Origin of the sequence: Mesosutterella porci (assembly GCF_022134585.1) — a bacterium.
Taxonomy (GTDB): Bacteria; Pseudomonadota; Gammaproteobacteria; order Burkholderiales; family Burkholderiaceae_F; genus Mesosutterella; species Mesosutterella porci.
Genome location: NZ_JAKNCT010000012.1, coordinates 14,170 through 36,395, shown reverse-complemented (window position 1 = coordinate 36,395; position 22,226 = coordinate 14,170). Strand labels below are relative to the sequence as shown.

General features: G+C 58.7%; 29 protein-coding genes and 1 pseudogene. 14 read left to right on the top strand and 16 right to left on the bottom strand.

Annotation, left to right across the window (positions count from 1 at the left end; all coding sequences use genetic code 11):
- Nucleotides 1-183: 183 nt before the first annotated feature.
- Both MAF45_RS09665 and MAF45_RS09660 read left to right on the top strand, forming a co-directional pair.
- Nucleotides 184-1,554 (top strand): tyrosine-type recombinase/integrase, encoded by a 1,371-nt coding sequence (locus tag MAF45_RS09665; RefSeq protein ID WP_237980143.1) that lies wholly within the window; start codon nt 184-186, stop codon nt 1,552-1,554.
- Nucleotides 1,547-2,362: a DUF7946 domain-containing protein gene (locus MAF45_RS09660; protein ID WP_237980141.1), complete on the top strand. Its 816-nt coding sequence runs from the start codon at nt 1,547-1,549 to the stop codon at nt 2,360-2,362. The genes MAF45_RS09665 and MAF45_RS09660 overlap by 8 nt, the downstream gene beginning before the upstream one ends.
- 31 nt (nt 2,363-2,393) lie before the next feature.
- Here the strand turns inward: MAF45_RS09660 and MAF45_RS09655 are convergent, their stop codons facing one another.
- From MAF45_RS09655 to MAF45_RS09590, 15 genes and pseudogenes are all read right to left on the bottom strand, one after another.
- A complete protein-coding gene (locus MAF45_RS09655) occupies nt 2,394-2,630 on the bottom strand; it encodes a helix-turn-helix transcriptional regulator (protein WP_237980139.1) in 237 nt (78 codons plus the stop codon).
- Nucleotides 2,627-3,304 (bottom strand): DUF3310 domain-containing protein, encoded by a 678-nt coding sequence (locus MAF45_RS09650; protein WP_237980137.1) that lies wholly within the window; start codon nt 3,302-3,304, stop codon nt 2,627-2,629. The genes MAF45_RS09655 and MAF45_RS09650 overlap by 4 nt, the downstream gene beginning before the upstream one ends.
- 1 nt (nt 3,305) lies before the next feature.
- Complete coding sequence (locus MAF45_RS09645; RefSeq protein WP_237980135.1) at nt 3,306-3,836, bottom strand: hypothetical protein; 531 nt, start codon at nt 3,834-3,836, stop codon at nt 3,306-3,308.
- A 37-nt stretch (nt 3,837-3,873) separates the two neighbouring features.
- Nucleotides 3,874-4,257: pseudogene (locus tag MAF45_RS11480) on the bottom strand (dUTP diphosphatase); the annotation flags it as partial.
- A gap of 4 nt (nt 4,258-4,261) precedes the next feature.
- A complete protein-coding gene (locus MAF45_RS09640; protein WP_237980133.1) occupies nt 4,262-4,699 on the bottom strand; it encodes a hypothetical protein in 438 nt (145 codons plus the stop codon).
- Nucleotides 4,696-6,084, bottom strand: coding sequence for a DEAD/DEAH box helicase family protein (locus MAF45_RS09635; RefSeq protein ID WP_237980132.1), 1,389 nt, complete (start codon nt 6,082-6,084; stop codon nt 4,696-4,698). Before MAF45_RS09635 ends, MAF45_RS09640 begins: the two co-directional genes overlap by 4 nt.
- 3 nt (nt 6,085-6,087) lie before the next feature.
- Entirely contained in the window at nt 6,088-6,750 is a 663-nt protein-coding gene (locus MAF45_RS09630; protein ID WP_237980130.1) for a hypothetical protein, read from the bottom strand.
- Nucleotides 6,743-7,042, bottom strand: a complete 300-nt coding sequence (locus MAF45_RS09625; RefSeq protein WP_237980127.1) for a PDDEXK family nuclease — start codon at nt 7,040-7,042, stop codon at nt 6,743-6,745. The genes MAF45_RS09630 and MAF45_RS09625 overlap by 8 nt, the downstream gene beginning before the upstream one ends.
- The gene (locus MAF45_RS09620) at nt 7,039-7,266 is read right to left on the bottom strand and encodes a hypothetical protein (protein ID WP_237980125.1); all 228 of its coding nucleotides are present in this window, start codon (nt 7,264-7,266) and stop codon (nt 7,039-7,041) included. Before MAF45_RS09620 ends, MAF45_RS09625 begins: the two co-directional genes overlap by 4 nt.
- On the bottom strand, nt 7,263-7,610 hold the full coding sequence (locus MAF45_RS09615; RefSeq protein ID WP_237980123.1) for a hypothetical protein: 348 nt from the start codon (nt 7,608-7,610) through the stop codon (nt 7,263-7,265). Before MAF45_RS09615 ends, MAF45_RS09620 begins: the two co-directional genes overlap by 4 nt.
- 3 nt (nt 7,611-7,613) lie before the next feature.
- Complete coding sequence (locus MAF45_RS09610) at nt 7,614-9,683, bottom strand: DNA polymerase (RefSeq protein WP_237980120.1); 2,070 nt, start codon at nt 9,681-9,683, stop codon at nt 7,614-7,616.
- A gap of 59 nt (nt 9,684-9,742) precedes the next feature.
- Nucleotides 9,743-10,318, bottom strand: a complete 576-nt coding sequence (locus MAF45_RS09605; protein ID WP_237980117.1) for an ssDNA-binding protein — start codon at nt 10,316-10,318, stop codon at nt 9,743-9,745.
- The gene (locus tag MAF45_RS09600; RefSeq protein WP_237980105.1) at nt 10,319-11,503 is read right to left on the bottom strand and encodes a DUF2800 domain-containing protein; all 1,185 of its coding nucleotides are present in this window, start codon (nt 11,501-11,503) and stop codon (nt 10,319-10,321) included.
- Nucleotides 11,503-11,859, bottom strand: a complete 357-nt coding sequence (locus tag MAF45_RS09595; protein WP_237980104.1) for a hypothetical protein — start codon at nt 11,857-11,859, stop codon at nt 11,503-11,505. The genes MAF45_RS09600 and MAF45_RS09595 overlap by 1 nt, the downstream gene beginning before the upstream one ends.
- 347 nt (nt 11,860-12,206) lie before the next feature.
- Entirely contained in the window at nt 12,207-12,893 is a 687-nt protein-coding gene (locus MAF45_RS09590; RefSeq protein ID WP_237980077.1) for an XRE family transcriptional regulator, read from the bottom strand.
- Between the two features lie 132 nt (nt 12,894-13,025).
- Between MAF45_RS09590 and MAF45_RS09585 the strand changes: the two genes are divergently transcribed.
- From MAF45_RS09585 to MAF45_RS09555, 8 genes are all read left to right on the top strand, one after another.
- Nucleotides 13,026-13,241 (top strand): helix-turn-helix domain-containing protein, encoded by a 216-nt coding sequence (locus MAF45_RS09585; RefSeq protein ID WP_237980067.1) that lies wholly within the window; start codon nt 13,026-13,028, stop codon nt 13,239-13,241.
- Entirely contained in the window at nt 13,238-15,517 is a 2,280-nt protein-coding gene (locus MAF45_RS09580; RefSeq protein WP_237980065.1) for a VapE domain-containing protein, read from the top strand. Before MAF45_RS09585 ends, MAF45_RS09580 begins: the two co-directional genes overlap by 4 nt.
- 11 nt (nt 15,518-15,528) lie before the next feature.
- Nucleotides 15,529-15,654 (top strand): hypothetical protein, encoded by a 126-nt coding sequence (locus MAF45_RS11355; RefSeq protein ID WP_283207075.1) that lies wholly within the window; start codon nt 15,529-15,531, stop codon nt 15,652-15,654.
- Between the two features lie 215 nt (nt 15,655-15,869).
- On the top strand, nt 15,870-16,259 hold the full coding sequence (locus tag MAF45_RS09575) for a hypothetical protein (RefSeq protein WP_237980053.1): 390 nt from the start codon (nt 15,870-15,872) through the stop codon (nt 16,257-16,259).
- A gap of 43 nt (nt 16,260-16,302) precedes the next feature.
- Nucleotides 16,303-16,632, top strand: coding sequence for a hypothetical protein (locus tag MAF45_RS09570; protein ID WP_237980051.1), 330 nt, complete (start codon nt 16,303-16,305; stop codon nt 16,630-16,632).
- A 55-nt stretch (nt 16,633-16,687) separates the two neighbouring features.
- The gene (locus MAF45_RS09565) at nt 16,688-16,891 is read left to right on the top strand and encodes a hypothetical protein (RefSeq protein WP_237980049.1); all 204 of its coding nucleotides are present in this window, start codon (nt 16,688-16,690) and stop codon (nt 16,889-16,891) included.
- The gene (locus MAF45_RS09560; protein WP_237980047.1) at nt 16,892-17,311 is read left to right on the top strand and encodes an HNH endonuclease; all 420 of its coding nucleotides are present in this window, start codon (nt 16,892-16,894) and stop codon (nt 17,309-17,311) included.
- Nucleotides 17,280-17,579, top strand: a complete 300-nt coding sequence (locus tag MAF45_RS09555) for a hypothetical protein (RefSeq protein ID WP_237980046.1) — start codon at nt 17,280-17,282, stop codon at nt 17,577-17,579. The genes MAF45_RS09560 and MAF45_RS09555 overlap by 32 nt, the downstream gene beginning before the upstream one ends.
- 10 nt (nt 17,580-17,589) lie before the next feature.
- Here the strand turns inward: MAF45_RS09555 and MAF45_RS09550 are convergent, their stop codons facing one another.
- A complete protein-coding gene (locus MAF45_RS09550; protein WP_237980044.1) occupies nt 17,590-18,027 on the bottom strand; it encodes a hypothetical protein in 438 nt (145 codons plus the stop codon).
- A 153-nt stretch (nt 18,028-18,180) separates the two neighbouring features.
- Between MAF45_RS09550 and MAF45_RS09545 the strand changes: the two genes are divergently transcribed.
- Genes MAF45_RS09545 through MAF45_RS09530 form a run of 4 tightly spaced genes read left to right on the top strand, consistent with a single transcriptional unit; the run spans nt 18,181 to nt 22,225 of the window.
- The gene (locus MAF45_RS09545; protein ID WP_237980041.1) at nt 18,181-18,639 is read left to right on the top strand and encodes a P27 family phage terminase small subunit; all 459 of its coding nucleotides are present in this window, start codon (nt 18,181-18,183) and stop codon (nt 18,637-18,639) included.
- Nucleotides 18,620-20,326 carry a terminase large subunit gene (locus MAF45_RS09540; RefSeq protein WP_237980039.1) on the top strand — a complete coding sequence of 569 codons (1,707 nt, stop codon included), beginning with the start codon at nt 18,620-18,622 and terminating at the stop codon, nt 20,324-20,326. Before MAF45_RS09545 ends, MAF45_RS09540 begins: the two co-directional genes overlap by 20 nt.
- Before the next feature lie 8 nt (nt 20,327-20,334).
- The gene (locus MAF45_RS09535) at nt 20,335-21,573 is read left to right on the top strand and encodes a phage portal protein (RefSeq protein WP_237980027.1); all 1,239 of its coding nucleotides are present in this window, start codon (nt 20,335-20,337) and stop codon (nt 21,571-21,573) included.
- A complete protein-coding gene (locus MAF45_RS09530; RefSeq protein ID WP_237980025.1) occupies nt 21,554-22,225 on the top strand; it encodes an HK97 family phage prohead protease in 672 nt (223 codons plus the stop codon). Before MAF45_RS09535 ends, MAF45_RS09530 begins: the two co-directional genes overlap by 20 nt.
- Nucleotide 22,226: the final 1 nt, after the last annotated feature.

The following is a 22,226-nucleotide window of genomic DNA, read 5'->3' as shown; positions in this document are numbered from 1 at the left end:
TCATAAGCGTTGTCATTGCTTATGTTTGTCTACATGACCATGTCGTAAGCTCGAAATCTATGCCACAATTATTACCACAAATAAAGCCCGTGCTTAAAAAATAGGCAGCTAAACCACGAATTTTTTTGTGGCAATAACTATTTTTTGTACAGAAAAACAATCTGTTGCGAGGAATTAGCGTTCATGAGAGTGGCAAACCGAATGACTGAAAAGCGGCTGAAAGCCTTGACAGCAGACGCTTCGTGCGGTGTTGTGCCGGGGCTTTATGTGTCTGTCAGGAGGCTCAAGGACGGTTCATACGCGAAGTATTTCCTGCTTCGTGAGCGCAGCCTGAAGCGTGTATTCACACTAGGTAAATTCCCTGAGATGACCTTGGCCGAGGCATTCGAAAAAGGAAGGTTGTGGAAAAAGAAGATTGCTGAGGGGATTGACCCGGCCAAGGAAGAGAAGGCCGCGATGGAGGCGTTGCGTCCTGCAGACCCGGGCAAAGAAGAGAACGTTCTGACTTTCGAAAAGCTGATATGGAAGTGGATCGAGTTCAATGAAAAGCGCGGCCGGTGGAAGAACGCGAACAAATCCCGGGATCAGGTTTGGACGGGGTTCTTCAGGAATCACATCCCGCAGGAGATCCGCGACTGCCCGGTTGTGGATTTGACTCCCCAAATGTTCTGCGACGCCCTGGGCGAGAAATGGCGCACCATGATTGATACGCCGGAGCGCATCCTCGGAGATGCAAAGCGGGCGATAGACTGGGCTATTCGCTCTGAGATGGTCCCACCGATGGTGAACCCGTGCCAGGTTGTCGACGGGCGCCTTGGAGATCTGCTTCCGCTTGATCGTCCAGAAGGAGGCCATGAGCCCGCTCTGCCGCCAAAGAGAATGCCAGCCTTCTTCAAGGCGCTCATGCAGCTGGTTCCCGTGAGCCAGACGGCCCGGTGCCTCGCCTTCGCTATCCTGACATCGGCCCGCAACTCGACAGCTCGCGAGGCTACGTGGGGAGAAATCCGTCAGGATGACAACGGCCAGTGGCTGCATGTGATCCCACGGGCGCGTATGAAGGTTAAAAGCGAAAAAATCCCGTTTGATCGAAAGACCCCGCTTTGTGACGAGGCCGTCCAGTTGATCAGGACGGCGCCTCGGATGGGAAATGATTCGGGCGACTATATCTTCCCGAACGTCAACAAGGGGCATAGTTCGCCGTTTACGCGCGACGCCGTTCGGGCGCTCATCAAACGCATGCACGACAAGCAACGGAAAATAGATGGCATCGGCTGGGTGGATCCGGATCAGTTCCATGCGAAGACCGGCAAGCCCCGCATAGTGACGCTGCACGGCCTCGCCCGGGCTACATTCAACACTTGGGCCAAGGACGCTAAAGGATACGGCCACAAGCCGTTCTCGCGCGATTTAAGAGAGAGTTGCCTTGACCACCGCAACGAATCCTATCAGTGCGCCTACGACCGAGAGCAGGCGCTGGGTGACATGCGCGAGGTCTACGACGCCTGGGGGAAGTTCTGCTATTCTTTGCTTGCTACCGGAGACGAAAATGCCTGACGGTTCGGTTTCTTACGTCATTCAGTTTGACGGTTTAATCAATTCAGACAATTCGATAAATTTATCAGACTTGGGTGAATCCCTTCAAGGATTCGCCAAGATTCTGGTGTGCGTCGGCAATTTTGTTTCAACCGGGCAGTACAACAGAAAGTACAGCACTCTTGGCACCAAGGTAACAACAAACGCCAAACTGGAAAAAGGCTGCATAGAGTTGCCGGTTTCGGTTTCGCCAGAAGTGGCAAATTTGTTTTCCGGGTTCGCCGGAGCGGTCTTTTCGCCAATAATCGCTTACGTTATAAGCAGGAGGAAAAAGAAGGAAATGGAATATCTTTCTGCCGCCCTCCAACAGTCACTAGCCCAAAACAAAGAGCTACAGGACAGGCTTATGGCAACCATAGACAAAATGTCTGACGGACTCGTTTCCGCGACAAGACAGGCGTTGTCGCCCATTGGGAAATCCTGCAATACAGTTTCGGTTTTGGATGAAGAGAAAAGACCAATCGTTTCCGCAGACAGATCCCTGAAGGAATATTTCGACAAGCCAATTCAAAAAGTTGATGAAGAGAAAACGTATGAGGGCCTGTTGACTGAGCTGGATAAGGTTACCGGCGCTTGCAAATTGTCTCTGAACGGCCAAGACTCGGATACTCGCATTAACGGGCTTATTACCGATCCAGCGTTGCAAACCGAGCAAAACGACTATGTTTCTTCGTTCGCCTCCGGGGATGTCTTGAAGTTCAAAGCAAAAGCTCAGCTGTCAAAAGATAACGATATTGTGAAACTATTTATAAGCAACACGGTCAAATAAAACCCCGTCAATTTCTCGTGACGGGGTACGCTCAGGCACTGGCGGTCTCATTCTTGTCTTCTGCCTTAACCTCCTTCACCCACCTCTTGATGTCCTCTACTTTAAAGCGTGCGCATTTTTTGGAGAAATATACCGGCTGAGGAAAGCTGGGTTCATTCTTTACTTTTTTCCAAACAGTGCTCACGCCGATGGAGAGCATGGCCGCCGCCTGCTTGACGTCAACCATGAGATAGCCGAGCTCCGGCTTTGTTTCGCTGCGCTTTCTCATTTTCCTTCCTCCCCGACTCCTTTCTTAGCCTCTTCAGCAAGCTCTTTGAACTTCAGCCAGGCTCTCCTTCTTTCCGCTCCCTTCGCGTCTCTGGCTTTGATGACGCCGAGAAAATAACTGCAAAGCTCGTATTCCTGCCACTCCATCAGATCCATGACGTACGGCCAGGCAAGACTAGCAAAATACTTCCCGGCTATGTCCGGATTGAAGTCGGATGCCTCGCTGAAATACCGGTCCAAATACCACAAGGACTTGTCAATGTCCTCTTCCCGGCGGCCTTTGAACGGCGCCCGCAGAATGTACTTGAAGGCGTTGCCCAGGCAGAAGCTGCACCGCTCCGTGAGCTCGATCACCTCACGGGTGTACTTCGTGTAATGCGCCGGGTGATTTACCGGGTCGGACTCGAGCGCTTTCGCCGGCTTTTCCTCCTGCGGAGCCGGAGCTGGAGCTTCAGCCTTCACTTCCGAGATAGCGTCCTCAGTCTTCGGCTCTTCTTTCCAACGCGGCCAGTAGTCGTGCAGAACCTGCCGAATTACCTTCGGGTCAACCTGGTACTTCATGGCGAGCTGCGGGATCGTCTGCCCCCCGGCTTTCAGCTTCTTGATCTCTTCGCCGTGGTTCATGACCACATCTTTCGCCCGCTCGTCCTTCGGCCAAACCTTTACCTGTCCCATTTCAATTCCTCTTGAATCTCAATCTTCCGTCGAGCTCCGCCTCAGCCCGGTCGTAGAATCCGGCACCGTGAGCCATCGTGTAGCGCTGGCTGCTGATCTCGTAGGGCTCGAAATACGTCGTCATGTTTTCAAACCGATCCCGCATCAGCTCACGAGCCACCTTCAGCTGCGGATAGAGCATCCTCCGGTGGTCGAGCCACACGTTGAACGCGACCTGCAGCGCCTGATTGGCCGCGGCGATCTCGTCCCGCTCGTACTCCCGGCCCTCGGTCACGTACCAGCTCGTGAGGCCCCAGGCGAGTACCATCTGGGCCTTGGCGAGGGCGAAGAGCGGCCTTAGGTCGTCCTTCGGATCGCTGTAGCGCAGAGCTGTCACCGGCTCGAGAAAATGCCCGGCGAACTCGTTTCGATCGGAGTCCGACCACCCGCCGTACCCCCGGATCAGGTAGTTGCACAGCTTCTGCGCCGCAGACCATCCCGCCTGGACATCGACCCGGCGGTGCGGCTTCCGTGGGCGTTTGCTCTTTGGCATGATCAGCGTCCGGCTGAGCCGTATCGCCGGTCCCGCGCTTTGTCGGGCTCAGCTCGTTGACCCACTTGAATTGCACCGGAATCACCGGCTCCACCGCGACCTGCGCCACCCGGTCCCCGGCGAGGATCTGGTAGTCCTTCGTGCAGATCCAGCAGACAAGAACCTCGCCCCTGAAGTCCGCGTCCACGATGAGCGGCACCTGAATCGCGTTGCGGCGCAGGAGGTTCGAGCTCCTGCTGTAGACCGCCATCCGATAGCCCTTCGGGACCTCAAACGCAATCCCGGTCCTGATCGTTGTGGGCTCCCACGCTTTCACGTACTGGTCTTCGATCGCGTAAATGTCGTAGCAGGCCGCATCCTCCGTCCCGAGAGTCGGCTCGTGGGCGAATTCGTGCAGCGCCTTGATCTTCACATCCACCATTTCGTCACCTCACGTTGTCCGTCAGATAGTTTTTCAGCTGAGACTCGACCTGCTGAAGGACGGTGAACAGCGATGAAAGAGCGCAAAGCTCCACTTCATCCGTCTTGCGATCCTTATCCTGCTCGATGTACTCCCGGGCCTTATCGGAAACGGAGAGCAGCTCAAAATCGATGCACTCGGACGGCACCCGGTAACGCAGGCACTCGAGATAAGAGCGAATCGCCGCGAGAGACTGAATGACGGCCAGCAGCTCCCGGGTTTTATCCTCCGCGACATAGCCGTCGCTCAGCTCCTCCAGCAGATGCCAATGCAGCAGTTTGATCGACCGGCAAAGCAGCATGGCGTTTGTTGTCGTTTCGTGGCCCGGATCGTTCCCTACCCTCTGGGCCGTGTCCTGCAGATCGCGCATCAACACGCGCATGATTGCTCTTGTTCCGCTCATAGTTCCTTCTCCTTCATGCTTTCCAAAAGAATCGACTGAATGCTCGCTTTAGTCTTCAGCCGCTTTAAAACCAGTTCATCAACCGTGCCCCGTGCGACGATGTAATGGATGAACACCGGGCGGGGGTGGCCGGCTTGCATCTGCCGCACCGGCCCGATCCGCTCGCAGATCTGCTGAAACTGTTCCAAATCCCACCAGAGGGAAAAGAAGCAGAGAATGTTCCCGCCGTCCTGCAGGTTGAGCCCGTGCCCGGCACTTGCCGGATGGGCGAATAGCACCGGGATCTTTCCGGCGTTCCAGTCCCGGATCGTGAAGGGATCCCGGTCAAGCACCCGGCCTCTGGGAAAGGCCTTCTTCAGGCGCTCAAGATCGCTCTTGAAGTGATATGCGACCATCACCGGAGCCCCGGCGGCCTCCTCCACCACGTCTTTCAGGGCCTCGATCTTTGCTGTGTGAATCTCTTCCCAGTGGCCCGCATCGTCTGTGTAGACCGCCCCAGAAGCGCACTGGACGCACTTCCCGGAGAGGGCCGCCGCATTGGCCGCTGTGATCTCCCGGCCCGACTGGAGCTCGGCCACCATGTCGGCGCTGAGCCGTCGATAGATCGTCCGGGCGGCGGGGGGCAGCTCCACCGAAATCACGTTTTCAACCGGCTTTGTCACATCGAAGTAGTCCGCGGCGTCAACGCTCACAGTCACGTCACGCACCCGCTCTTCGATCTGCTCCTGAGCGAAGGGCTGCGCGTTCCACCGGACGGCGTGCGGATCTGATCCAACCCGCTCGGGATAAAACCACCGCTGATGAAACGCGCTGAAGGTCTTCCCGAGCCGCAGGCCCGAATCCACGAACCAGTACTGGCCCCAGAGATCCTCGAGCCCGTTCGGAACCGGAGTGCCGGAAAGCCCAACGAAGCGGGTGACGCCCTTGAAGGCGACCTTCGAGAGCGCCCGGGCCCGCAAACCGCCCCCGCCACCGAGCCTGAAGCCCTTCAGTTTCGTGGACTCATCGGCCACGACGGTGCGAAACGGCCACCTGTCGCCCAGCTCTTTCGTAAGCCAGGGCAGATTCTCGTAGTTCGCCGTGTAGACATCCGCCGGGGTTGAAAGCGCCCGGCGTCTGGCGGCGGCTGAACCGGTGATCGGCTGAATCGTGAGCCCGAGGTCGCTCCATTTGGCCACTTCGTCCGGCCAAGTCGAGACCGCAACACGAAGGGGCGCGAGGATAAGCGCCGGGAAGGCGTCCTCTCCGCAGCGCTTCAGCGTATCGAGTGCGAAGAGCGTGCTCGCGGTCTTGCCGGTGCCCATGCTGGACCAGACCATGCCCCGGGGGTGCCGGAGGATGTGCTGCATGATGAGCTTCTGATAGGGCCGGGGAGTGAAGCGCATGGCTTATCTCCTCTCCTCATCCGCAACAGACAAGACGAGACCAGAGAAGTCGCTCGCCGCATTAGCCGGCATGATGCTCACCGGGAAGCTGAACTCCAAAGCCCCGCCGTATTGCTTGCCGTAGCGGTCGACGTCATCTCGCCGGAGTCCGCGCATCGTGAGCGTGATGAGCCGATCGGCGTCTGTCGAATCAGCACGCTTTCTGGCGGAAATATGCTTTTTGGCCTTGAGAATCGGCTGAAGAAGCTTCAGCTTGAAAGAATGGGTGTAGCCGGCGGCCGGATCAAACCGATCGCGAACCTCTTTCTCGGCCTTGGCCAGATCCGGATATTTCGCCCGGCACTGCACCGGCACATCCGGAAGAGACTCGCCGATCAGCTGATAGCAGCTCGGATTGAGCTCAAGATCGGTGTAGAAATTTTGCTCTTCCAGGCGGGCCATGCCGGCGGGACTGAGAATAAGCTCCGGGGCGGGCATGTCAATGTAGACCCCCGCCACAGTAACCCGAGCAACCGAATGGCTGTCGCTTGCCTCAAGCCGCACCGAAGCCCCTTCCTGCACGCAGTGAATGCCGTTCAGGTACCAGCGGATATCGTTCCTGGCTGTAAAGCCCGCAAGAGCCTTCAGGACCGGAACTACTTCGGCGTGGAAAATAAAATTACTCATCTGCTCCTCCATTCAGCAGAAAACTTCTCAAAATCGCTTCGATGTCCTCCGGGCAGTCCGCCACAAACACCGCGCATCCGGCCCGCGTCATGACATCGAACTCACGCATCTGGGACCGACGGGGCCTCTTTCCCGGAGCCTTCAGTTCCACCCAGAAGTGAATTCCGCAGGGGAAAAGCACCAGCTGATCCGGCGCTCCGATGTGCGACGTCCAGGCGCACTTCCTCGTCTCGCCCCCGAGGCCTTTCACCCGGCGGCGCAGATACACGACAAGCCGGCCTTCCGGAGTCACAGCGAATCCCCAAAGGCATCAACCAGCCGCCGCAGCAGGTTCTCCCGCTGAAGCTGAGTTACAAGCACCGGGGCGACCCAGCGCATGGACTCCCGCTCCGAGAACAAAACTTTCAGGGCGCCGCGGGCAGAAGTGAAAGCGAGCCGCTCATCCTCGGTAAAGCACCGGGCTTTCTCGCAGTCGGACAGAACAGCCGTGAGCTGCTTCAGCTTTTCCGGGGTCATAGCGCCGCCCCCCGTTCCTTGCGGATCTGGTGCAGCGCGTCCTCGGCGGCCCGGGCGACGTCAGACAGGCACAGGCCGCCCACGGCGTTCACCAGAGCCTGCCGCTCCCACTGGGCGAGCAGGAAAGGGTGGTGGCTCGTGGGGGCGTTATTCAGCCGGCCGATGAAATAGCGCACGAGCGCCTGGCGGCGGTCATCGGCCGAGCCGACAAAATTGAACGCGGCAACCGGGTAGCCGGTGAACTGGTTGAGCAAAAGCTGGAGCCGATTCCTCTCCGAGTCTGTGACCGACTGAAACGCCTGAGCAGCGAAATTTCCGGGTGTCTCTCTGATGGGTGTACGCATTCGTCAATCCTTTTTGTATCGATAGCCTTCAAAACCAGCCGCGGAGAGCGGCAATCCCTTGGACCACGGAGCGCCGGAGGTCATGAGCCCGGCAAGGCTGTCCGCCGTGAATTCCGGAGCGTCCGGGCACTCTGTAATGAGCTCGTCGTGAACAGAAAAAACGATGCGGTAGCCGGCGGCTTCGACCCGGGCGAAAGAGTCGACCAGCAGGTCCCGGGCGGTGGCCTGCGTGAGGTTCTCGACAACTTTGCCCCCATAGGTCCTGATGTCCGTCCACTTGCGGCTGTACTGGTTTATGCCCTGATAACCGAAGGTCGCGCGCTCATCTTCCCGAGGAAGCCTCGCCATCGGGTAGCAGACGAAACGGCCGGACGGAAGCTTCACGCCGCAGAACGATCGGGAAAGACGCCCGAACACGCACTTCCCGACCACCTTCGGGGTCTGCGCAGTCAGCATCCAGTCACAGGCTTCCGATACGTCGGGCCAGAACTTGCAGATCGCAGGATGGGCGTCGCGCCACGCCCGCTTGATTGCGTCGCACGCGATGTAGGTGTCCTTCGCGAGGCCGTGAGAGCCGCCGTGCTTCAGGCACCAGTCATAGGAATCTTCTGCAGCGGACCAGTACTTCGGGTTGATCGCCTTCCGGGTATGATCCGCCAGCTCGTCCAGATCCACCCGATAGGCCCGGGCGAACGTGAGAAAAGCCCCGACGCCTCCCTGGTAGCCCATCGCGAGCTCAAGCACTTTTCCAATCTGGCGCTGCTTCTTCGTCACGTCCTCGGGCTTCACGCCGAAGGTACGGCCGTAGGTGGCCTTGTAGAGGTCCACGCCGGTGCCTTCGTCGTAGGCGCGGAAAGCCTTCAGCTTCCACTCTTCGCCGGCCAGCCAGGCAAGGACCCGGCCCTCGATATTGGATAGGTCGGCAACAACCAGTTTCTTGCCCGGCGGAGCGATGATGGCGCCCCGGATACAGCTGCTCACCACGCTCATGACATCGGAATAAAGCAGATCAGCGACGCCGCCTTTTAACGCCGCGATAGCTGCCTCCACCTCATCGGGTTTCATCGACCCCCGGGGGAGGTTCTGCGGCTGAAAGAGCCGGCCGGAGAAACGGCCGGTGCGGGCCGCGCCCATGTACTGCATGCACCCGCGAAGCCGGCCGTCCTTATTCGAGCAATTGGCCAGAGCCACAAATTTCTGCACTGAGGTCTTTGTCGACTGGAGCCGCAGGGCAATCATCTCCCGCACTTCGTCGGGAAGCTCCGGGTCGTCCAGCCGCCTCTCAAGAGTGGCTTTCTGCATGTCAGGCAGCGTCACGCCGTATTCCCGGAGCATGAAGCCGAGCAGCTCGTCTCTCTGCCCCGTGGTGGATACCTGCCCCGAGGTCATCTCATGCACCCGGCGGTCGGCAGATGCCTTGGCCGCGGCCGAAGCGTCAATCGCCGCATGAACCAGATCCATATCGATCTGCATACCGCGATCGTTTATCTTCTGGTCGAGCGTCCATTCACGCCAGAGCGGGAAGGATTTCTCGTTCCAGTGCGGCAGGCGCTTCCACACCTCGTGCATGGAACCCACGTCACGCCGGCAGTATTCCTTGAAGTGCGCCCAGTCCTCCGGATCGGTGAGGCGAGTATGGCGCCTGATCTTCCGGAAAGCAGACTGTGGCTTGCAGAACAAAAGCACCAGGCGGTGCCCGTCCCGGTCCTTCGCCTGATCCTCAGGGATCCCGAGAAGTGGACAGAGCGCCCCCAGAGCTCCGGGAAGGGAATGGGCGTAGGCGAGGATCATCGTGTCACGCCAACGGGCCGGGTCCGCGACTTCGGGAAACTGGCGCTTGAGGATCGTGCGGTCGAAATGGCTGTTGTGGGCCCAGAGCTCCACCGCAGGATCCTTAAACGCTCTCAGCACTCGCTGCGGAATGGCCTCCCCGGCGGTGAGGTCAACGACCTGCGCCGGCTCGTCATCGAACGCCCAGGCGAAGAGCATCAGCTCCGCATCCTCGGCGTAGCGGTGTGTGCCGTAGGCGATTGGCGTTTCGCAGTAGGTTTCCGTGTCGAGAAAAAGTTTCATGGTTTGAAGGCCGGTACCGCCGCCCTCACAATTCAAGGCCAGCGGGACCGGAAAACTGGTTAGATGAGGTCGTCGGCCCCGGTGGCGAAAGCCGTCTCTCCCGCCTGGGCGCTCACGTCCGGGAAGTCATCAGCGCTTGCCGTGGGACGGCCGCTGAAGGCGTCTCCGTGGCCTGCGAACTGCAGCGCAACAAGCTCGTGGCTCACGCCGCGGTTGCCGTTGGAGGAGTACGCCCAGGGGCTCACGATCACGTTCACGTAGCACCCGGCATAGAAGAGCTTCCGGGCCTCTTCGGTCGAGAGCTTCCGGCGGTCGGGGCCGAAGAAGTCCGGCATCGTGGTGGAGCGGGCCGCGATGTAGTAGTGGTCCGCGAAACCCTCAACCGGTTTGGCCTTGGCGTTGCCGTCCTTGAAGACCGGGCGGGCCTGAAGAACGGCCTGAGCCGCGGAGGCATTTCCGAACTTCTTCACGGCCACTTCGAGGCAGGCCGCCTTGTACTTGGCGATTCCCGGAAAGGTTTTGTCGATCAGGAGCGTAAGCTCGTAGCGGGGCTTCTTGCTCTGATCGGCCTTGTCAGCGCGAGGCTCAAATATGTAGGGAAAGGCCAGACGGCCATAAAGCATTTGCTTAGACATTCAGTTTTCCTTGCCCGATGCGGGTCTATCAAGATTCACAACCGGAAAATCCTCCGGCGAGGCTGCGACCCAGTAAGGCCGGGGGTCGCTCTCCGGTGCGATGGCGGGCTTCGCTTCGGCTCGCGTGATGCAGGCCTCTAGCTTCTGCCACTGCTCGTTCGTCAGGAGCTTTTTCTTCACGAGGCGGCTGGCCTGCGTGGGCGAGATGAGCCTCGACTGGTAGCGTTTCCCGGCGGGGACGTGAAAGCCCCGCATGAGCTCGTCTGCCACCAGCTCGCTCCTCCACTTCCTGATGCCCTCGCGGCCCGCAACGAGCTTGAAGCCGGGAAGCGGTCGCCCGTCCATCAGCTGGTCCATCGCGGTCGCGCGAATGCGGGCACACCACTGCTCGACCGCGTCAACTTTCGAGTACATGGCAGCAAGCTCCTCGTCCGAGAGCACGGCGCCGGCGGCATCGACCTCGACTCCGGCAGCCGCGGCCGAGAACCGGGCATAAGCCGTGCAGCGCCCCGCCATTGGGCAGAACTTGCAGGCCTTTTCCGAAGGGGAGAACGAGAGCCTGTTTTCCGGAAGGCCGCGCTGCTTAGTAGCCTCCCGAGCGGCCTGGGTGATGTCGTAAGCCTGCTCGGTGAGCACCCCCACCGGAACGCGCCACTCAGAGACGCTGTTGAGCCGCGGCTGCACGATCACGAGGCGCACGGTCTCGATGCGGTCGAAAACCGCCCGGTACTGCTCGAGAGCCGCCGCGGCGTAAATCGTGAGCTGGGGGTTGAATTCCGCGGAGACCTTCACGCCCATGCCGTACTTCAGATCGACAACGACCAGCTCGCTCGGAAGGAACACGAGTGCGTCCGCCGTGCCGTGGGCTCCGATCTCTCCTGTGACGGGGCGGATGTCGAGCTCCTGCTCGATCTGCGAGGGGCACCCGGCGGCGCCGCTCGTCCGGAGGGCGTTCACGTAGTCCACGTAAGGCCGAACCGTCTCCGCGACCTCCTCGGAGCTGTAGCGCTTGGAGGCCGGAAGCGGCTGGCCGGTCAGCATCGCGGCGGCCACGGCATGGGCGTAGGTGCCCTCGTCCGCGAATTCCGAGGTCTGCTCCTTGGGCGAATAGCGCTCGATCAGCGCGGCGGACCCAGGGCAGTGAATCCATCGGCGGGACGACGACGGCGAAAGGACCGCGTGCATCAGGCCGTCTCCTTCAGCTTGTCGACGAACGCCTGGTACTGGTCGGGCATCAGCTCCGTGACTTTCTCGACCGAGAACTTGTGCAGTGCGTTCACAAGGAACTCGCGACCATTGCGAGCGGCGGCATCCAGCGCGGCCTGCTTGAGCTGAGTCTCCGTGACGGGCTCAGGCTCGGAAGCCGGTACGGGTTCAGGGGCGGCGGCCGCTTCCGGCGCCGGGGAGGGAGCGGGAGCCGGCTCAGGAGCAGGCGCATCGGGCGCCCGTCCGGCCTTAAGCTCCTCCCGGAGGGAGTCCACCGCGGCCGTGAGCCGGGCAAGGGCCTCCGTCTGCTCTTTTATGAGGTCTTCGAGGTACATGTTTTAAAGTCCAAGAAGGAAAGTGAAGAGTGGTTTCCGGAAAATGAAAACCAGGACGAAAAGGGAATTGATGAGGACGGCCCAAAGCAGCGCCTGAAAGCGCTCACGGTCGGAGACATCACCGAAAGACCTTCCGGTGAAAACGTCGAGAACTCTGTGGAGAATCGCTAACTGCATAGCTCGGGCTCCTAGTCAATGTGATTTCGCATGACTAGAGTCTACCCGACATAATGCTAAAACACAATGTTATTTAGCATTAGATTTACAATTAGCAACAATTTGAAGAGGCAAAAATAATCCCTGCATCGATTGCAAAACGCAAACGCAAGTCGAAGTAAAAGCGGTAGTTAAAGAAAATCGCCGCCGGAGCGATCAATGACGCGGCCAAGAATTTTCGCCCGATTAAAGAACTCTTCCTGGGAGACAAGCTCTTCGTGATACGCGGATGAATTCTCGGACTCGATAGCAATTTTTCCGTCCATACGAACACGGAGACGCTTCACCCGCAGTTCACCCGCAAACGAAAACGCATAAATGCGGCCAGAGCGAATGGGATCTCCTTCCTTATATCTTTCTATAAGAACGGAATCACCATCAAAAAAGTACGGGTACATGGAATCCCCGTGGACCCTCATGCGGAAGGTGTTCTTAGGATTAACGTGCTTCTTAACGAAGAAGTCCCGTTTATAGGCCACTTGAGCCCCTTCATCCTCTGGCTCCAACAGCCAGTCGCAGCCCGGACCGGCGGAAAGGGAAGCTTTTACGTCAGGCACCAGCACATACAGACTATCGTCTACCGGCTCCTCCGGCGGAAAAACCTTAATACCGCCGCCGGATGTTGAAACTAGGTCATACAAAGAAACATTCAGACCCTGAGCAAGAGCAACAACAGTATCAATTGTCGGATGCTTAGCTTCGCCTGTAAGAATTCTGGTGATCTGAGATTGAGCCACGCCAGACATTCGTGCAAGCTGAGTAGCTGACAGAGTCTTAGCTGTCATCAGCTGCTTTAGGTTTTCTCCTAGCTTGGTCATGAGCCTTCCTCCCTTCTTAACTATGCATAACAGCATAAGTATTTGCCAATTATCAGCGAACTCGTTTTACTTTTGCAATGCGATTTACTAAAATGCGATTTAGCAAATTACGGACTCATAAGGCTATTTAGCATGGAAACCTGCACCCCTGCGGAAGCAATCAAAGAACTGACAAAACGAGGCCTCACGCAAAAGCGCATCGCCGCTTTAACGGGCGTCAACCAGTCGACACTCTCACGAATTGCAACTGGAGAAATTTCGGACCCCAAATACTCCGCAGCGGTTCGCATTCTGAATCTGCTCATCCTCACAGGTCAGACCGAACAGAACAAGAGGGCCGAAAAATGACAGCCCCGATCGCTTATAAGCAGAACTCGGTTGGCGCCCCGGCCGCTGTGTGGCAGGACGCTGTGGCGCTCGGCTGGACTTCAATCCTGCTCCCGGTCGTTTGCGACAAGAGCTCCGAGGTCTCGAGCAACTCCACCCTCAAGATTCTGGGCAAGGTCCCCTCGGCCTACAACGGCCAGGGCCAGGCCGTGGGATTCCCCGCATGGACGAAGCACGAGACCACGCCAGAGGAAATCAAGCGGTGGTCCGGCAACAGCAGGCTCGGAATCTGCGTGCGCACCGGGTTCGGGGTCAACGCGATCGACATCGACTGCGACGACCCGAAGATCGCGCAAAAGGCGGTCCGGGCCGTGCGGAGCCGCTTCGGGCGGGCAGTCCTCATCCGGCAGCGCGAGGGCTCCAGCCACTGCCTCATCCCGATCCGCACCGACGCGAGCCTGCAAAAGCAGGTCCTGCGGGTCGATGAACACAACATGGTCGAGATCCTCTCGCGGGGCCAGCAATTCGTTCTCGCCGGGCTCCACGTCTCAAGCGGAAAGCCCTACGAGCTCACGCAGAAGCTCGACGACGACCACGTGCCGCACTGCTCTGAAAAAGATTTCGGAGATCTGGTGAATAACATCAGGACCGCGATCGGAGCCGAGACTGTACGCGGCCGCGCCAGGCCGGAACGGCAGAAGGGCGAGACGGAACTGCAGGAGGACCGGCTCGCGGACTGGCTGCGGGAAACCGGGAGGGTGCTGTCTGAGCCGCGCCCCGGCGAGCTCCAGATCGTCTGCCCGTGGGAGGACCAGCACACGACAGGCGAGGCCGGAGACACCTCGACCACGTACTACCAGGCCGGAACTAACGGCTATCCGGAAGGAGCCTTCGTGTGCCTGCACGGCCACTGCAAGGACAAGAACCTCGGGGACTTCAAGGCCTGGGCGAAGAATCAGGGTTTTCAGGAGACGCTCCCGGAGGACTTCCCCGAGGCCGCTCCGGCCGCCGTGGAAGAGCCCAGCCCCGAGGCAAAGTTCATGGCTGAGTTCAACGACAAGGACGGACGGCCTAAGACCAGCCTCGCCGCCGTCATCTCCGCGCTGCGACTCGGGTACCGCTTCTGCGGGCTTGAGATGAGCTTCGACTCGTTCTGCGGCCGCACGGTTGTGAGGAAGAACTCCCGAGACATCTGGACCGAAATCACCGATGCCGATGAGTATTCGCTTAAGGCCCGGCTTGAGCACGAGAGGGGCTTTCATCCGGCGATCGCAATTGGGGATCTTCGGGGGGCGATTGAAGTGGTGGCGCAGGAAAACCGTCGGGACTCAATGACCGAGTACATCAAACAGCTTCCCGAATGGGACGGCGTGCACCGGGTGGACGCCTTCTTTTCGGCCTACTGCGGATCCGAGGATACGGAATACACCCGGGCGGTGGCGCACTATATCTTTGCCGCGATGGCGGGCCGGGCGATCTCGATCCGGGGGGTGAAGGCCGACATCGTAGTGGTGCTCGTAGGCCGGCAGGGAAGCAGAAAGTCAACCCTCGTCAGGGTTCTGGCTCTCGAGGATCGATTCTCCGGGAACATTACTTTCAACTCGAGGGATGAGGATCTGGCCCGGGCGATCGGCGGTAAGCTCACGGTCGAAATCCCGGAGCTCGCCGGCTTCAGGCGCCGCGAGGTTGAAGAGGTGAAGCGCTACATCACGCTCACAGAGGACACCTGGACCCCAAAATACCAGGAACATGCAAAAACCGTTCCCCGTCGGTGCATATTCGTTATGACGACGAATGACGACAAGTTTTTGGTCGACACCACGGGAAACCGCCGATTCGCCCCGGTCAGGGTCGGAATGATCGACATCGACCGGGCGCGGGCCGACATGCCGCAGCTGTGGGCCGAGGCCCTCCAGATCTTCCTCGCCGAGGGAATCAGGCACGAGCCGGTGGAGCGGCTCTCAGCCAAAGTGAACGAGGAGTATATGCGCATCGACCCGTGGACAGAGAAGCTCGAGATCTGGCTCTCTGATCCGGCAAACCTGAAGGATCCAATGACGGGAGAAGATATCCCGCTCACGGCGGCAAACATTCTGGAGCTTGCTCTGGGCCTGAGAGGAAGCCGGGTTACTACGGCAGACGCACGGCGGCTGTCAGCATGCATGGCGTCTCTCGGCTATGAATACAAAAAGGCCACGGCACGGGTCAACGGAAAACGCATTTCTCTTCGTTTCTACGTTAAGGACCAAAAGCGGGTAGCCGAGGGCGGCTTAACGGATGATGAAATCCAGTTTTAAGGGCGAATTTGGTGACATTGGTGGCGGTGGTGGCGGATGTGGTGGCGGATGATTTCACTGATCCGCCACCACGAAGAACCCCGTGGTTATTGGCTTTTATTGATGTGGTGGCGGTGGTGGCGGATAAATGTGGCTAACCCTTTTATAGAAGAAAATAAGTAATAAAAAGCATTAGGGAAAACCCAACCAAAAAACTCTAGGAAATAACAATAGACATTTTATCCGCCACCACCGCCACCAACCCGGAAACAACGATGAAAACACGGTTTAAAATCAACGGAATACAGGAACACCAACTGGTGGCGGATGAAAATTTGTTATCCGCCACCACCCGGACCAAACGGAGTGAAGAATGACGGAGAGTGAACTCAATCAGCTCAAGGCCCGGCTTGTGAACTGGGGCCGGTGGTCAAGGAGCGGTCGGGGACCCAGAGCGAGCGCCCTCCTCGGAGTGCTGGTCAGGATGGGCTATAAGCCGGACTGCTCCGGGGACTCTCGCCTCACGCCGGACGAGTCCGATGCCGTGGAGCTCGACCGGGCCATAGCCTCCCTCGGGAACTGCCCCGAGAGGACGCTGCTCATCGACATCTACGTCCAGGGATCGATCTCCCGGGTTGATCTGTGCCGCAGGGCCGGAATCCGTCGGAGATTTTATGACCAGTGCATTGCCCGCGCCTACAACCGCTTGTATTTTTTAATCCTCCGTGATACTATATGCAGTGACAATTCGCATGCCGATTAGTTCGTGCCTTTCAACATCTATGGGGGCTTTGCGCCCTCTGAGAATGAAGGAAGCAACCGAACAGGCTGGCAGATCATCGAATGGTCACAAGCCCGGGATTCCAATGAAACGGCATTCCGGGCTCAACAGTTTAATGACAGGCAAGGACTGGCTTCCACCGGAATTTGCCACAAGGGCGCTGAAGAACTGGTACTTCCTCAGCGCCCATTCTTTTATGCCGGGTGAGCTCGGAAATACTATCGGCGTGGCCGAATCCCCGACGGGACTCATCCGGCGCCAGATCGCGCCGGGGCTTCGCATTCCTACATTTAACGTTCATTGGTTGTTGCTTGCAGCGAAGCTCCGGCACCCCTATTGCAGCCGACTCTCCTAAGTGCGGTGCTTTGGCCGGGACTCGCTCCCGGCGCTTTCTATTTGTCATCGAGATCGTGCAGAAACTTCGACAGATCGTTGCGGCTCTGGCCGGTCTTGGCATGCTCATTGCCATTGTTTTCGCCCCGGCCAGAGCTATGTCGTTCATTGGGTATGCCTTTTGCGCAGTCTTCGGACTTTACTACCTGATTGATTTCGCCTGCACTGATCTGGCCGATGCCGTTCGGAGGATCGGGGATGTTTGGCGAGGAAAGGCCTAGATGCCTCTCCTTCATATCTGCGCTTACCCCGGGTGCCATACACCGGTTCCTCTGGGGGTCCGGTATTGCCGGAGACATGAGGAGAAGGGCGAGAAGCGCGACGCCCGGCTGAAGGCCGCGAGGGACAGGCGGAGAACAGAGAGGACAGGCTCTTCCACCGAGCGGGGCTACGGCTACTCGTGGCAGAAGAGGAGAGCGGCTTTCCTGCGCGAGCATCCGCTGTGCGAGGAGTGCAGGAAGCGCGGACGGATCACGCCGGCCACTGATGTTGACCATATCCGGCCGCACAAAGGTGATCCGGAGCTTTTCTGGGACTGGGACAATCTTCAGGCCTTGTGCCACGAATGCCACAGCAAGAAAACGGCCAGAGAGGATGGAGGGTTTGGTAATGGCAGCAGGCGCGGATCGGGACGACCTTGAACGAAAATTCCGGGACTACATGCAGTCTTTTGCCGAAAAGGGACACATAACCTGCCCGGTTTGCGGCGAATTCGCCTGGGAGTACGACAGCTCTTCCCTCGCGACGGCGAACCGGATAGCGCTTCGGTGCATCCATTGCGGCGCTCTGCTTTACCTCGATGGCGAGTTTGTTCGGGAGAAGCTCTCTGAAGAACCCGAGCAATCGGATGACGAAGATGAAAAGGCCGGACTTGCATCCAGCATCTACAGCGCCATTTTCAATCACTAAGAGAACGCCGCTACAGGACGGAGGCGTGGATCTTAGAGTTCGGGTTGTCCAAATACCGTGAAGCGTTCAGCTGATTGAGCCAGCCGCCCTTGATGACGAGCTGGACCTTTTCCATTTTGCGCCTGGGCTTGATTCTTACGGTGAAGCAGGAGTCGCCTGTTCCATCGTAGGCCGGAGCGACGATCTCGCTGATTGGAGCCTTGTCCCTGAACACGGGAGCGCTTTGGCTTATGGACGGCCAGATGTCGCAGCCTTTGGCCACGAAGGTGTCGAAGCGGACCTCGTCCCTCCCGGGCGTGAGCCACGCTTCTACCAGATAGGTTCCGTCTTTGTTCCTCGATACGAGAGGATGGAACTGAACACCGCAGGCTCTCAGCGACATGGCAAGCCTCACAAGCTGTACGGCGGCCAGCGCGACCGCCTTTAGAAAGGAAAAGATTGTTTCCATGCGAGGCCTCGTGGCGGGATGGATCTGGACAATCCAACACTACCACGATGGCTTTCGCGCCAACCCACCCCCCGGGGTCGAAAAGTGGCGGCAGAAGGCCTCTAGACCGCGCCCTTAGCTAATTTTTTGCACGTGCTTTTCACGCCTTGAACCATGCCCAGACCACGAAAATCGGATGCTGAGAAGGCCGCCAGGGGCACGCTGCAGAAATGCCGCATGAACGGCAGGACGATCCCGGTGGCGAAGGACAGGCTGAGCGAAGAGCCGCCGGTCGGCGTGCCGGGAGACGCGAAGGAAGCGTGGGCGCTTGCGGTCAAAAACGCGCCGGAAGGCCGCCTGTCGGTTGTTGACGGCCCTGCGCTCGAGCAATGGTGCCGCACATACGCCTTGTGGCGGAAGATGGCCAAGGCGGTCGAGCATGGGGCGCTCTACGACGTGGACGAAAAGTCGGGAAGCAGGAAGCTGAGCCCGGAATTCACGGCCATGCAGGCCCTTTTGGCGGCATTGATCAAGCTTGAAAAGGAGCTGGGCTTCACGCCGGTCGCCCGCGCGCACGCGCCCGCGGACGCAGCGCCGGAAAAGGACGGAGATTTTGCGGACTTCACCTCGTAATTACTGCGCGATTGCCCGGGATTACGGCGAGCGTGTGCTGAACGGCGAAATCCCGGCCTGCGAGTTCGTAAAGCTGGCTGTTCGCCGGCAAAAAAGCGATCTGGAGCGATATTCCGGGGCGAAATCGGCCTACTACTTCGATGAAAATGAAGCTTCTTTAGTCTGCCGGTTCGTCGAATTGCTCCCGCACACGAAGGGACAGCTCGCCGGGCAAAAAATCAGGCTCGAGCCGTGGCAGGTTTGGATTTTGACCACTGTTTTCGGCTGGAGGCGCCGGTCGGACGGCGGGAGACGGTTCCGCCGCGTCTACATCGAAGTGCCCAGGGGCAACGGAAAGAGCTGTCTCTCCTCCGGCGTTGCGCTCTACTGCCTTCTGGCAGACCACGAGCCCGGCGCCGAAGTGTATTCGTTCGCCACAACTCGGGACCAGGCCGGCATCGTTTTCGGCGATGCGAAGCGAATGGCTCAGCAGACGCCATCTCTTTGTAAGCATTTTGGCCTCGAGATACTGGCGCATTCGCTTTATGTCGAGTCGACGAACAGCACTTTTCAGGCCAAATCGGCCGAAGGGAGCACGCTGGACGGCTTGAATACCCATTTGGCCATCATCGACGAGCTCCACGCCCACAAGACAAGGGCAGTTTATGACGTTGTCGAGACAAGTCTTGGCAAGCGCAAAAACAGCCTGATGTGGGTCATTACGACCGCCGGTTTCGACACTTCCGGCATCTGCTACGAGGTCCGGACGATGGTTCTGGAGGTGCTTGAGGGCACGGTGTCCGACGAAACGCAGTTCGGAATCATCTACGGGCTGGACGCCGGAGACGACTGGAAGAGCGTCGAAGCGCTTGAGAAGGCCAATCCCAACTGGGGTGTGTCGGTCATGCCGGAGATGGTCACTTCTCTGCAGAAGAAGGCGATTGCGCTGCCATCAGCGGCCGGGAATTTTCAGACGAAGCACCTTGATGTCTGGTGCAGCGCCGCATCCGCCTGGATGAACATGCCCGAGTGGCTTCGGGGAGGAGATTCCTCCCTGCGCCGCGAGGATTTCGAGGGTGAAGACTGCTACATAGGGCTAGACCTCGGGTCGAAGTCGGACATGACGGCGAAAGTGCTGCTTTTTCCCCGTGAGAGCGAGGACGGCAAGCCTCGCTACACGGTTTTTTCGGACTTTTATCTGCCGCGGAACGCGGTTCAGAACTCGGTCAACTCGCAGTATCAGGGTTGGGCCGATCAAGGCTTGATCCATGTGACCGAAGGGGCCATGACCGACTACAACGTGGTCGAAGAGGACATCCGGGATGATCTATCCCGGTACAACGTTCTCGGCATCGTCTACGACCCGTGGCACGCCACGCAGCTGATCAACAACCTGGATGATTCCGGGGCTCCCCTGGTGGAGTGCTCCGTCGTTGTCGCGAACGTGTCGAGCCCGATGAAGTCACTCGAGGCCCTTGTGCTCGACCACAGGCTCGCGCATGAGGCGAATCCGGTCATGGACTGGATGATGAGCAACGTGGTGGCGAGGGTAGACGCAAAGGACAATATTTTCCCGCGAAAGGAGCGCTACGAGCAGAAGATCGACGGGCCGGTGGCTTTGATCCTCGCGCTGTTCGGCGCGGAGTCTGACGCCGACGAGTATGCGGATTTTGAAGGTTCTCCCTCGGGCACATTTTTAAGCTGGTAATCACATTTATGTTTCTACAGCGATTGATCAACTGGGTTGCCTCGTGGGGCGGGCCCCTTGGGACGGCTTCAGGCCAGCAGATTCCCCTGCCTACGGCGCCGATAATCGACAACACGAAGCCCGTTCCGGCCGATGCCGCGCTGCAGATATCGACCGTCTACGCCTGCGTTGAACTGCTTTCGAGCACGATCAGCTCGCTTCCGGTCTGCGTGTACCGCAGGCTCCCCTCCGGCGGCCGGGAGCCGTTCAGGGCTTCTCCGCTCTGGTTTCTGTTGCACGACCGGCCCAACAAATGGATGACGCCAGCCGACTTCATCAGCACGATGTGTATGAACCGGCTTCTGCGAGGCAACGCCTACGCCCAGATCGTCTGGGGCGCGGGAGACGAGCCTGTGGCCCTTATCCCGCTCGCCGCGGATCAGATGGAAACATCCGTCGTGGCCGGCGGCATGGTCTACGTTTACACGCAGGACGGTGTTCGGACCATTCTCGCCCCGGAGAGCGTGATTCACTGGAAAGGCCTTGGAAACGGCTATATCGGGCTTGCGAAGCTTGAATTCATGCGGGCCTCGATGAATGAGAGCATTCATGCCCAGGAAAACGCCAACAATCTCTTCGGGAAAGGATCGAAGCCGACCGGTGTGCTGCAGACGGACTCGAAGCTGAACCCGGAGCAGATGGCGATGCTGATTCAGCGCTTCGGGGAGCAGATGTCGAATCCCACGGGCGGACTTCTGATCGCGGATCGCGGCCTTAAGTACGCACAGCTGAGCCTGAATCCTGCGGACGCACAGCTGCTTGAGACCAGGCGGTTCTCCGTTGAGGAAATCTGCCGGTGGTTTGGCGTTCCGGCGGTGATTGTCGGGTCGTCCGTACAGAGCACCTGGGGCTCCGGGATCGAACAGCTGGTGGACGGATTCCACAAATTCACGATCAATCCGCTCCTGACTCAGCTTGAACAGGCTTTTTCTAAGCGCCTGATACCAACGGGCGACGAGGAAACAGAGATCGAATTCAAGACGGACGCCTTCCTGCGCGGGTCGTCCGAATCCCGGGCCAAATACTACACGACGATGGTCGAGGGCGGTCTGATGACGAGAAACGAGGCCCGCGGGCAGGAGAATCTGCCGCCAGAAAAAGGTTGCGACGTGCTCACGACCATGAGCAATTACGTCCCGGTTGATCAGCTGGGAAAGAACCCGGACGCGACCACGGGAGCCAAGCAAAATGGAATTCAAAGACTTTGACATTAAAGCGGCCGAGATGAAGCTTGACGCCGACAAGCGCCTCTTCACCGGATACGCGTCGACTTTCGGCAACACGGACAGCTATGGAGACACGATTCTTCCCGGCGCGTACAAGTCCGTGATCGCTGGCGGCCAGATGCCAGTCATGTTTTACGGTCATGACTGGTCGAGTATCCCGATCGGGAAGTGGCTCACGATGCAGGAGGATGAGAAAGGCCTGCGCGTGACCGGCCAGCTCACCCGGGGGAGTGCCAAGGCGGACGAAGTGCTTGCCGCCCTGAAAGACGGCTCCGTTTCCGGCCTTTCGATCGGCTTTTCGATTGACAAAGGCGACTACGAAGAGAAGACGGACAGCGCATACGGCCGCACGATCAAGAACATCTCCCGGCTCTACGAGATTTCCGTCGTGGCTCTGCCCGCCGATAACTTCGCCAGGGTGACTGAAGTCCGGGCCGAGGACATCGCAGGCATTAAAACAATTCGCGAGCTTGAGGATTTCCTGAGGGATTCAGGCCGGTTCTCGCGCTCGGCAGCGCAGGGCCTTATCGCCCGGTGCAAAACGCTTTTTAAGGCTCAGCGGGATGCCGAGGCCGAGGAAAAAGCGGCTCAGGAACTGCTCATGAGGCTGAAAAACTTCGAGCAGTCACTTTAAT

Coding starts and splice junctions, on each gene's coding strand:
- MAF45_RS09665 (WP_237980143.1), top strand. CDS start 184: ATGAGAGTGGCAAACCGAATGACTGAAAAGCGGCTGAAAGCCTTGACA.
- MAF45_RS09660 (WP_237980141.1), top strand. CDS start 1,547: ATGCCTGACGGTTCGGTTTCTTACGTCATTCAGTTTGACGGTTTAATC.
- MAF45_RS09655 (WP_237980139.1), bottom strand. CDS start 2,630: ATGAGAAAGCGCAGCGAAACAAAGCCGGAGCTCGGCTATCTCATGGTT.
- MAF45_RS09650 (WP_237980137.1), bottom strand. CDS start 3,304: ATGGGACAGGTAAAGGTTTGGCCGAAGGACGAGCGGGCGAAAGATGTG.
- MAF45_RS09645 (WP_237980135.1), bottom strand. CDS start 3,836: ATGCCAAAGAGCAAACGCCCACGGAAGCCGCACCGCCGGGTCGATGTC.
- MAF45_RS09640 (WP_237980133.1), bottom strand. CDS start 4,699: ATGAGCGGAACAAGAGCAATCATGCGCGTGTTGATGCGCGATCTGCAG.
- MAF45_RS09635 (WP_237980132.1), bottom strand. CDS start 6,084: ATGCGCTTCACTCCCCGGCCCTATCAGAAGCTCATCATGCAGCACATC.
- MAF45_RS09630 (WP_237980130.1), bottom strand. CDS start 6,750: ATGAGTAATTTTATTTTCCACGCCGAAGTAGTTCCGGTCCTGAAGGCT.
- MAF45_RS09620 (WP_237980125.1), bottom strand. CDS start 7,266: ATGACCCCGGAAAAGCTGAAGCAGCTCACGGCTGTTCTGTCCGACTGC.
- MAF45_RS09615 (WP_237980123.1), bottom strand. CDS start 7,610: ATGCGTACACCCATCAGAGAGACACCCGGAAATTTCGCTGCTCAGGCG.
- MAF45_RS09610 (WP_237980120.1), bottom strand. CDS start 9,683: ATGAAACTTTTTCTCGACACGGAAACCTACTGCGAAACGCCAATCGCC.
- MAF45_RS09605 (WP_237980117.1), bottom strand. CDS start 10,318: ATGTCTAAGCAAATGCTTTATGGCCGTCTGGCCTTTCCCTACATATTT.
- MAF45_RS09600 (WP_237980105.1), bottom strand. CDS start 11,503: ATGCACGCGGTCCTTTCGCCGTCGTCGTCCCGCCGATGGATTCACTGC.
- MAF45_RS09595 (WP_237980104.1), bottom strand. CDS start 11,859: ATGTACCTCGAAGACCTCATAAAAGAGCAGACGGAGGCCCTTGCCCGG.
- MAF45_RS09590 (WP_237980077.1), bottom strand. CDS start 12,893: ATGACCAAGCTAGGAGAAAACCTAAAGCAGCTGATGACAGCTAAGACT.
- MAF45_RS09585 (WP_237980067.1), top strand. CDS start 13,026: ATGGAAACCTGCACCCCTGCGGAAGCAATCAAAGAACTGACAAAACGA.
- MAF45_RS09580 (WP_237980065.1), top strand. CDS start 13,238: ATGACAGCCCCGATCGCTTATAAGCAGAACTCGGTTGGCGCCCCGGCC.
- MAF45_RS09575 (WP_237980053.1), top strand. CDS start 15,870: ATGACGGAGAGTGAACTCAATCAGCTCAAGGCCCGGCTTGTGAACTGG.
- MAF45_RS09570 (WP_237980051.1), top strand. CDS start 16,303: ATGAAGGAAGCAACCGAACAGGCTGGCAGATCATCGAATGGTCACAAG.
- MAF45_RS09560 (WP_237980047.1), top strand. CDS start 16,892: ATGCCTCTCCTTCATATCTGCGCTTACCCCGGGTGCCATACACCGGTT.
- MAF45_RS09555 (WP_237980046.1), top strand. CDS start 17,280: ATGGCAGCAGGCGCGGATCGGGACGACCTTGAACGAAAATTCCGGGAC.
- MAF45_RS09550 (WP_237980044.1), bottom strand. CDS start 18,027: ATGGAAACAATCTTTTCCTTTCTAAAGGCGGTCGCGCTGGCCGCCGTA.
- MAF45_RS09545 (WP_237980041.1), top strand. CDS start 18,181: ATGCCCAGACCACGAAAATCGGATGCTGAGAAGGCCGCCAGGGGCACG.
- MAF45_RS09535 (WP_237980027.1), top strand. CDS start 20,335: ATGTTTCTACAGCGATTGATCAACTGGGTTGCCTCGTGGGGCGGGCCC.
- MAF45_RS09530 (WP_237980025.1), top strand. CDS start 21,554: ATGGAATTCAAAGACTTTGACATTAAAGCGGCCGAGATGAAGCTTGAC.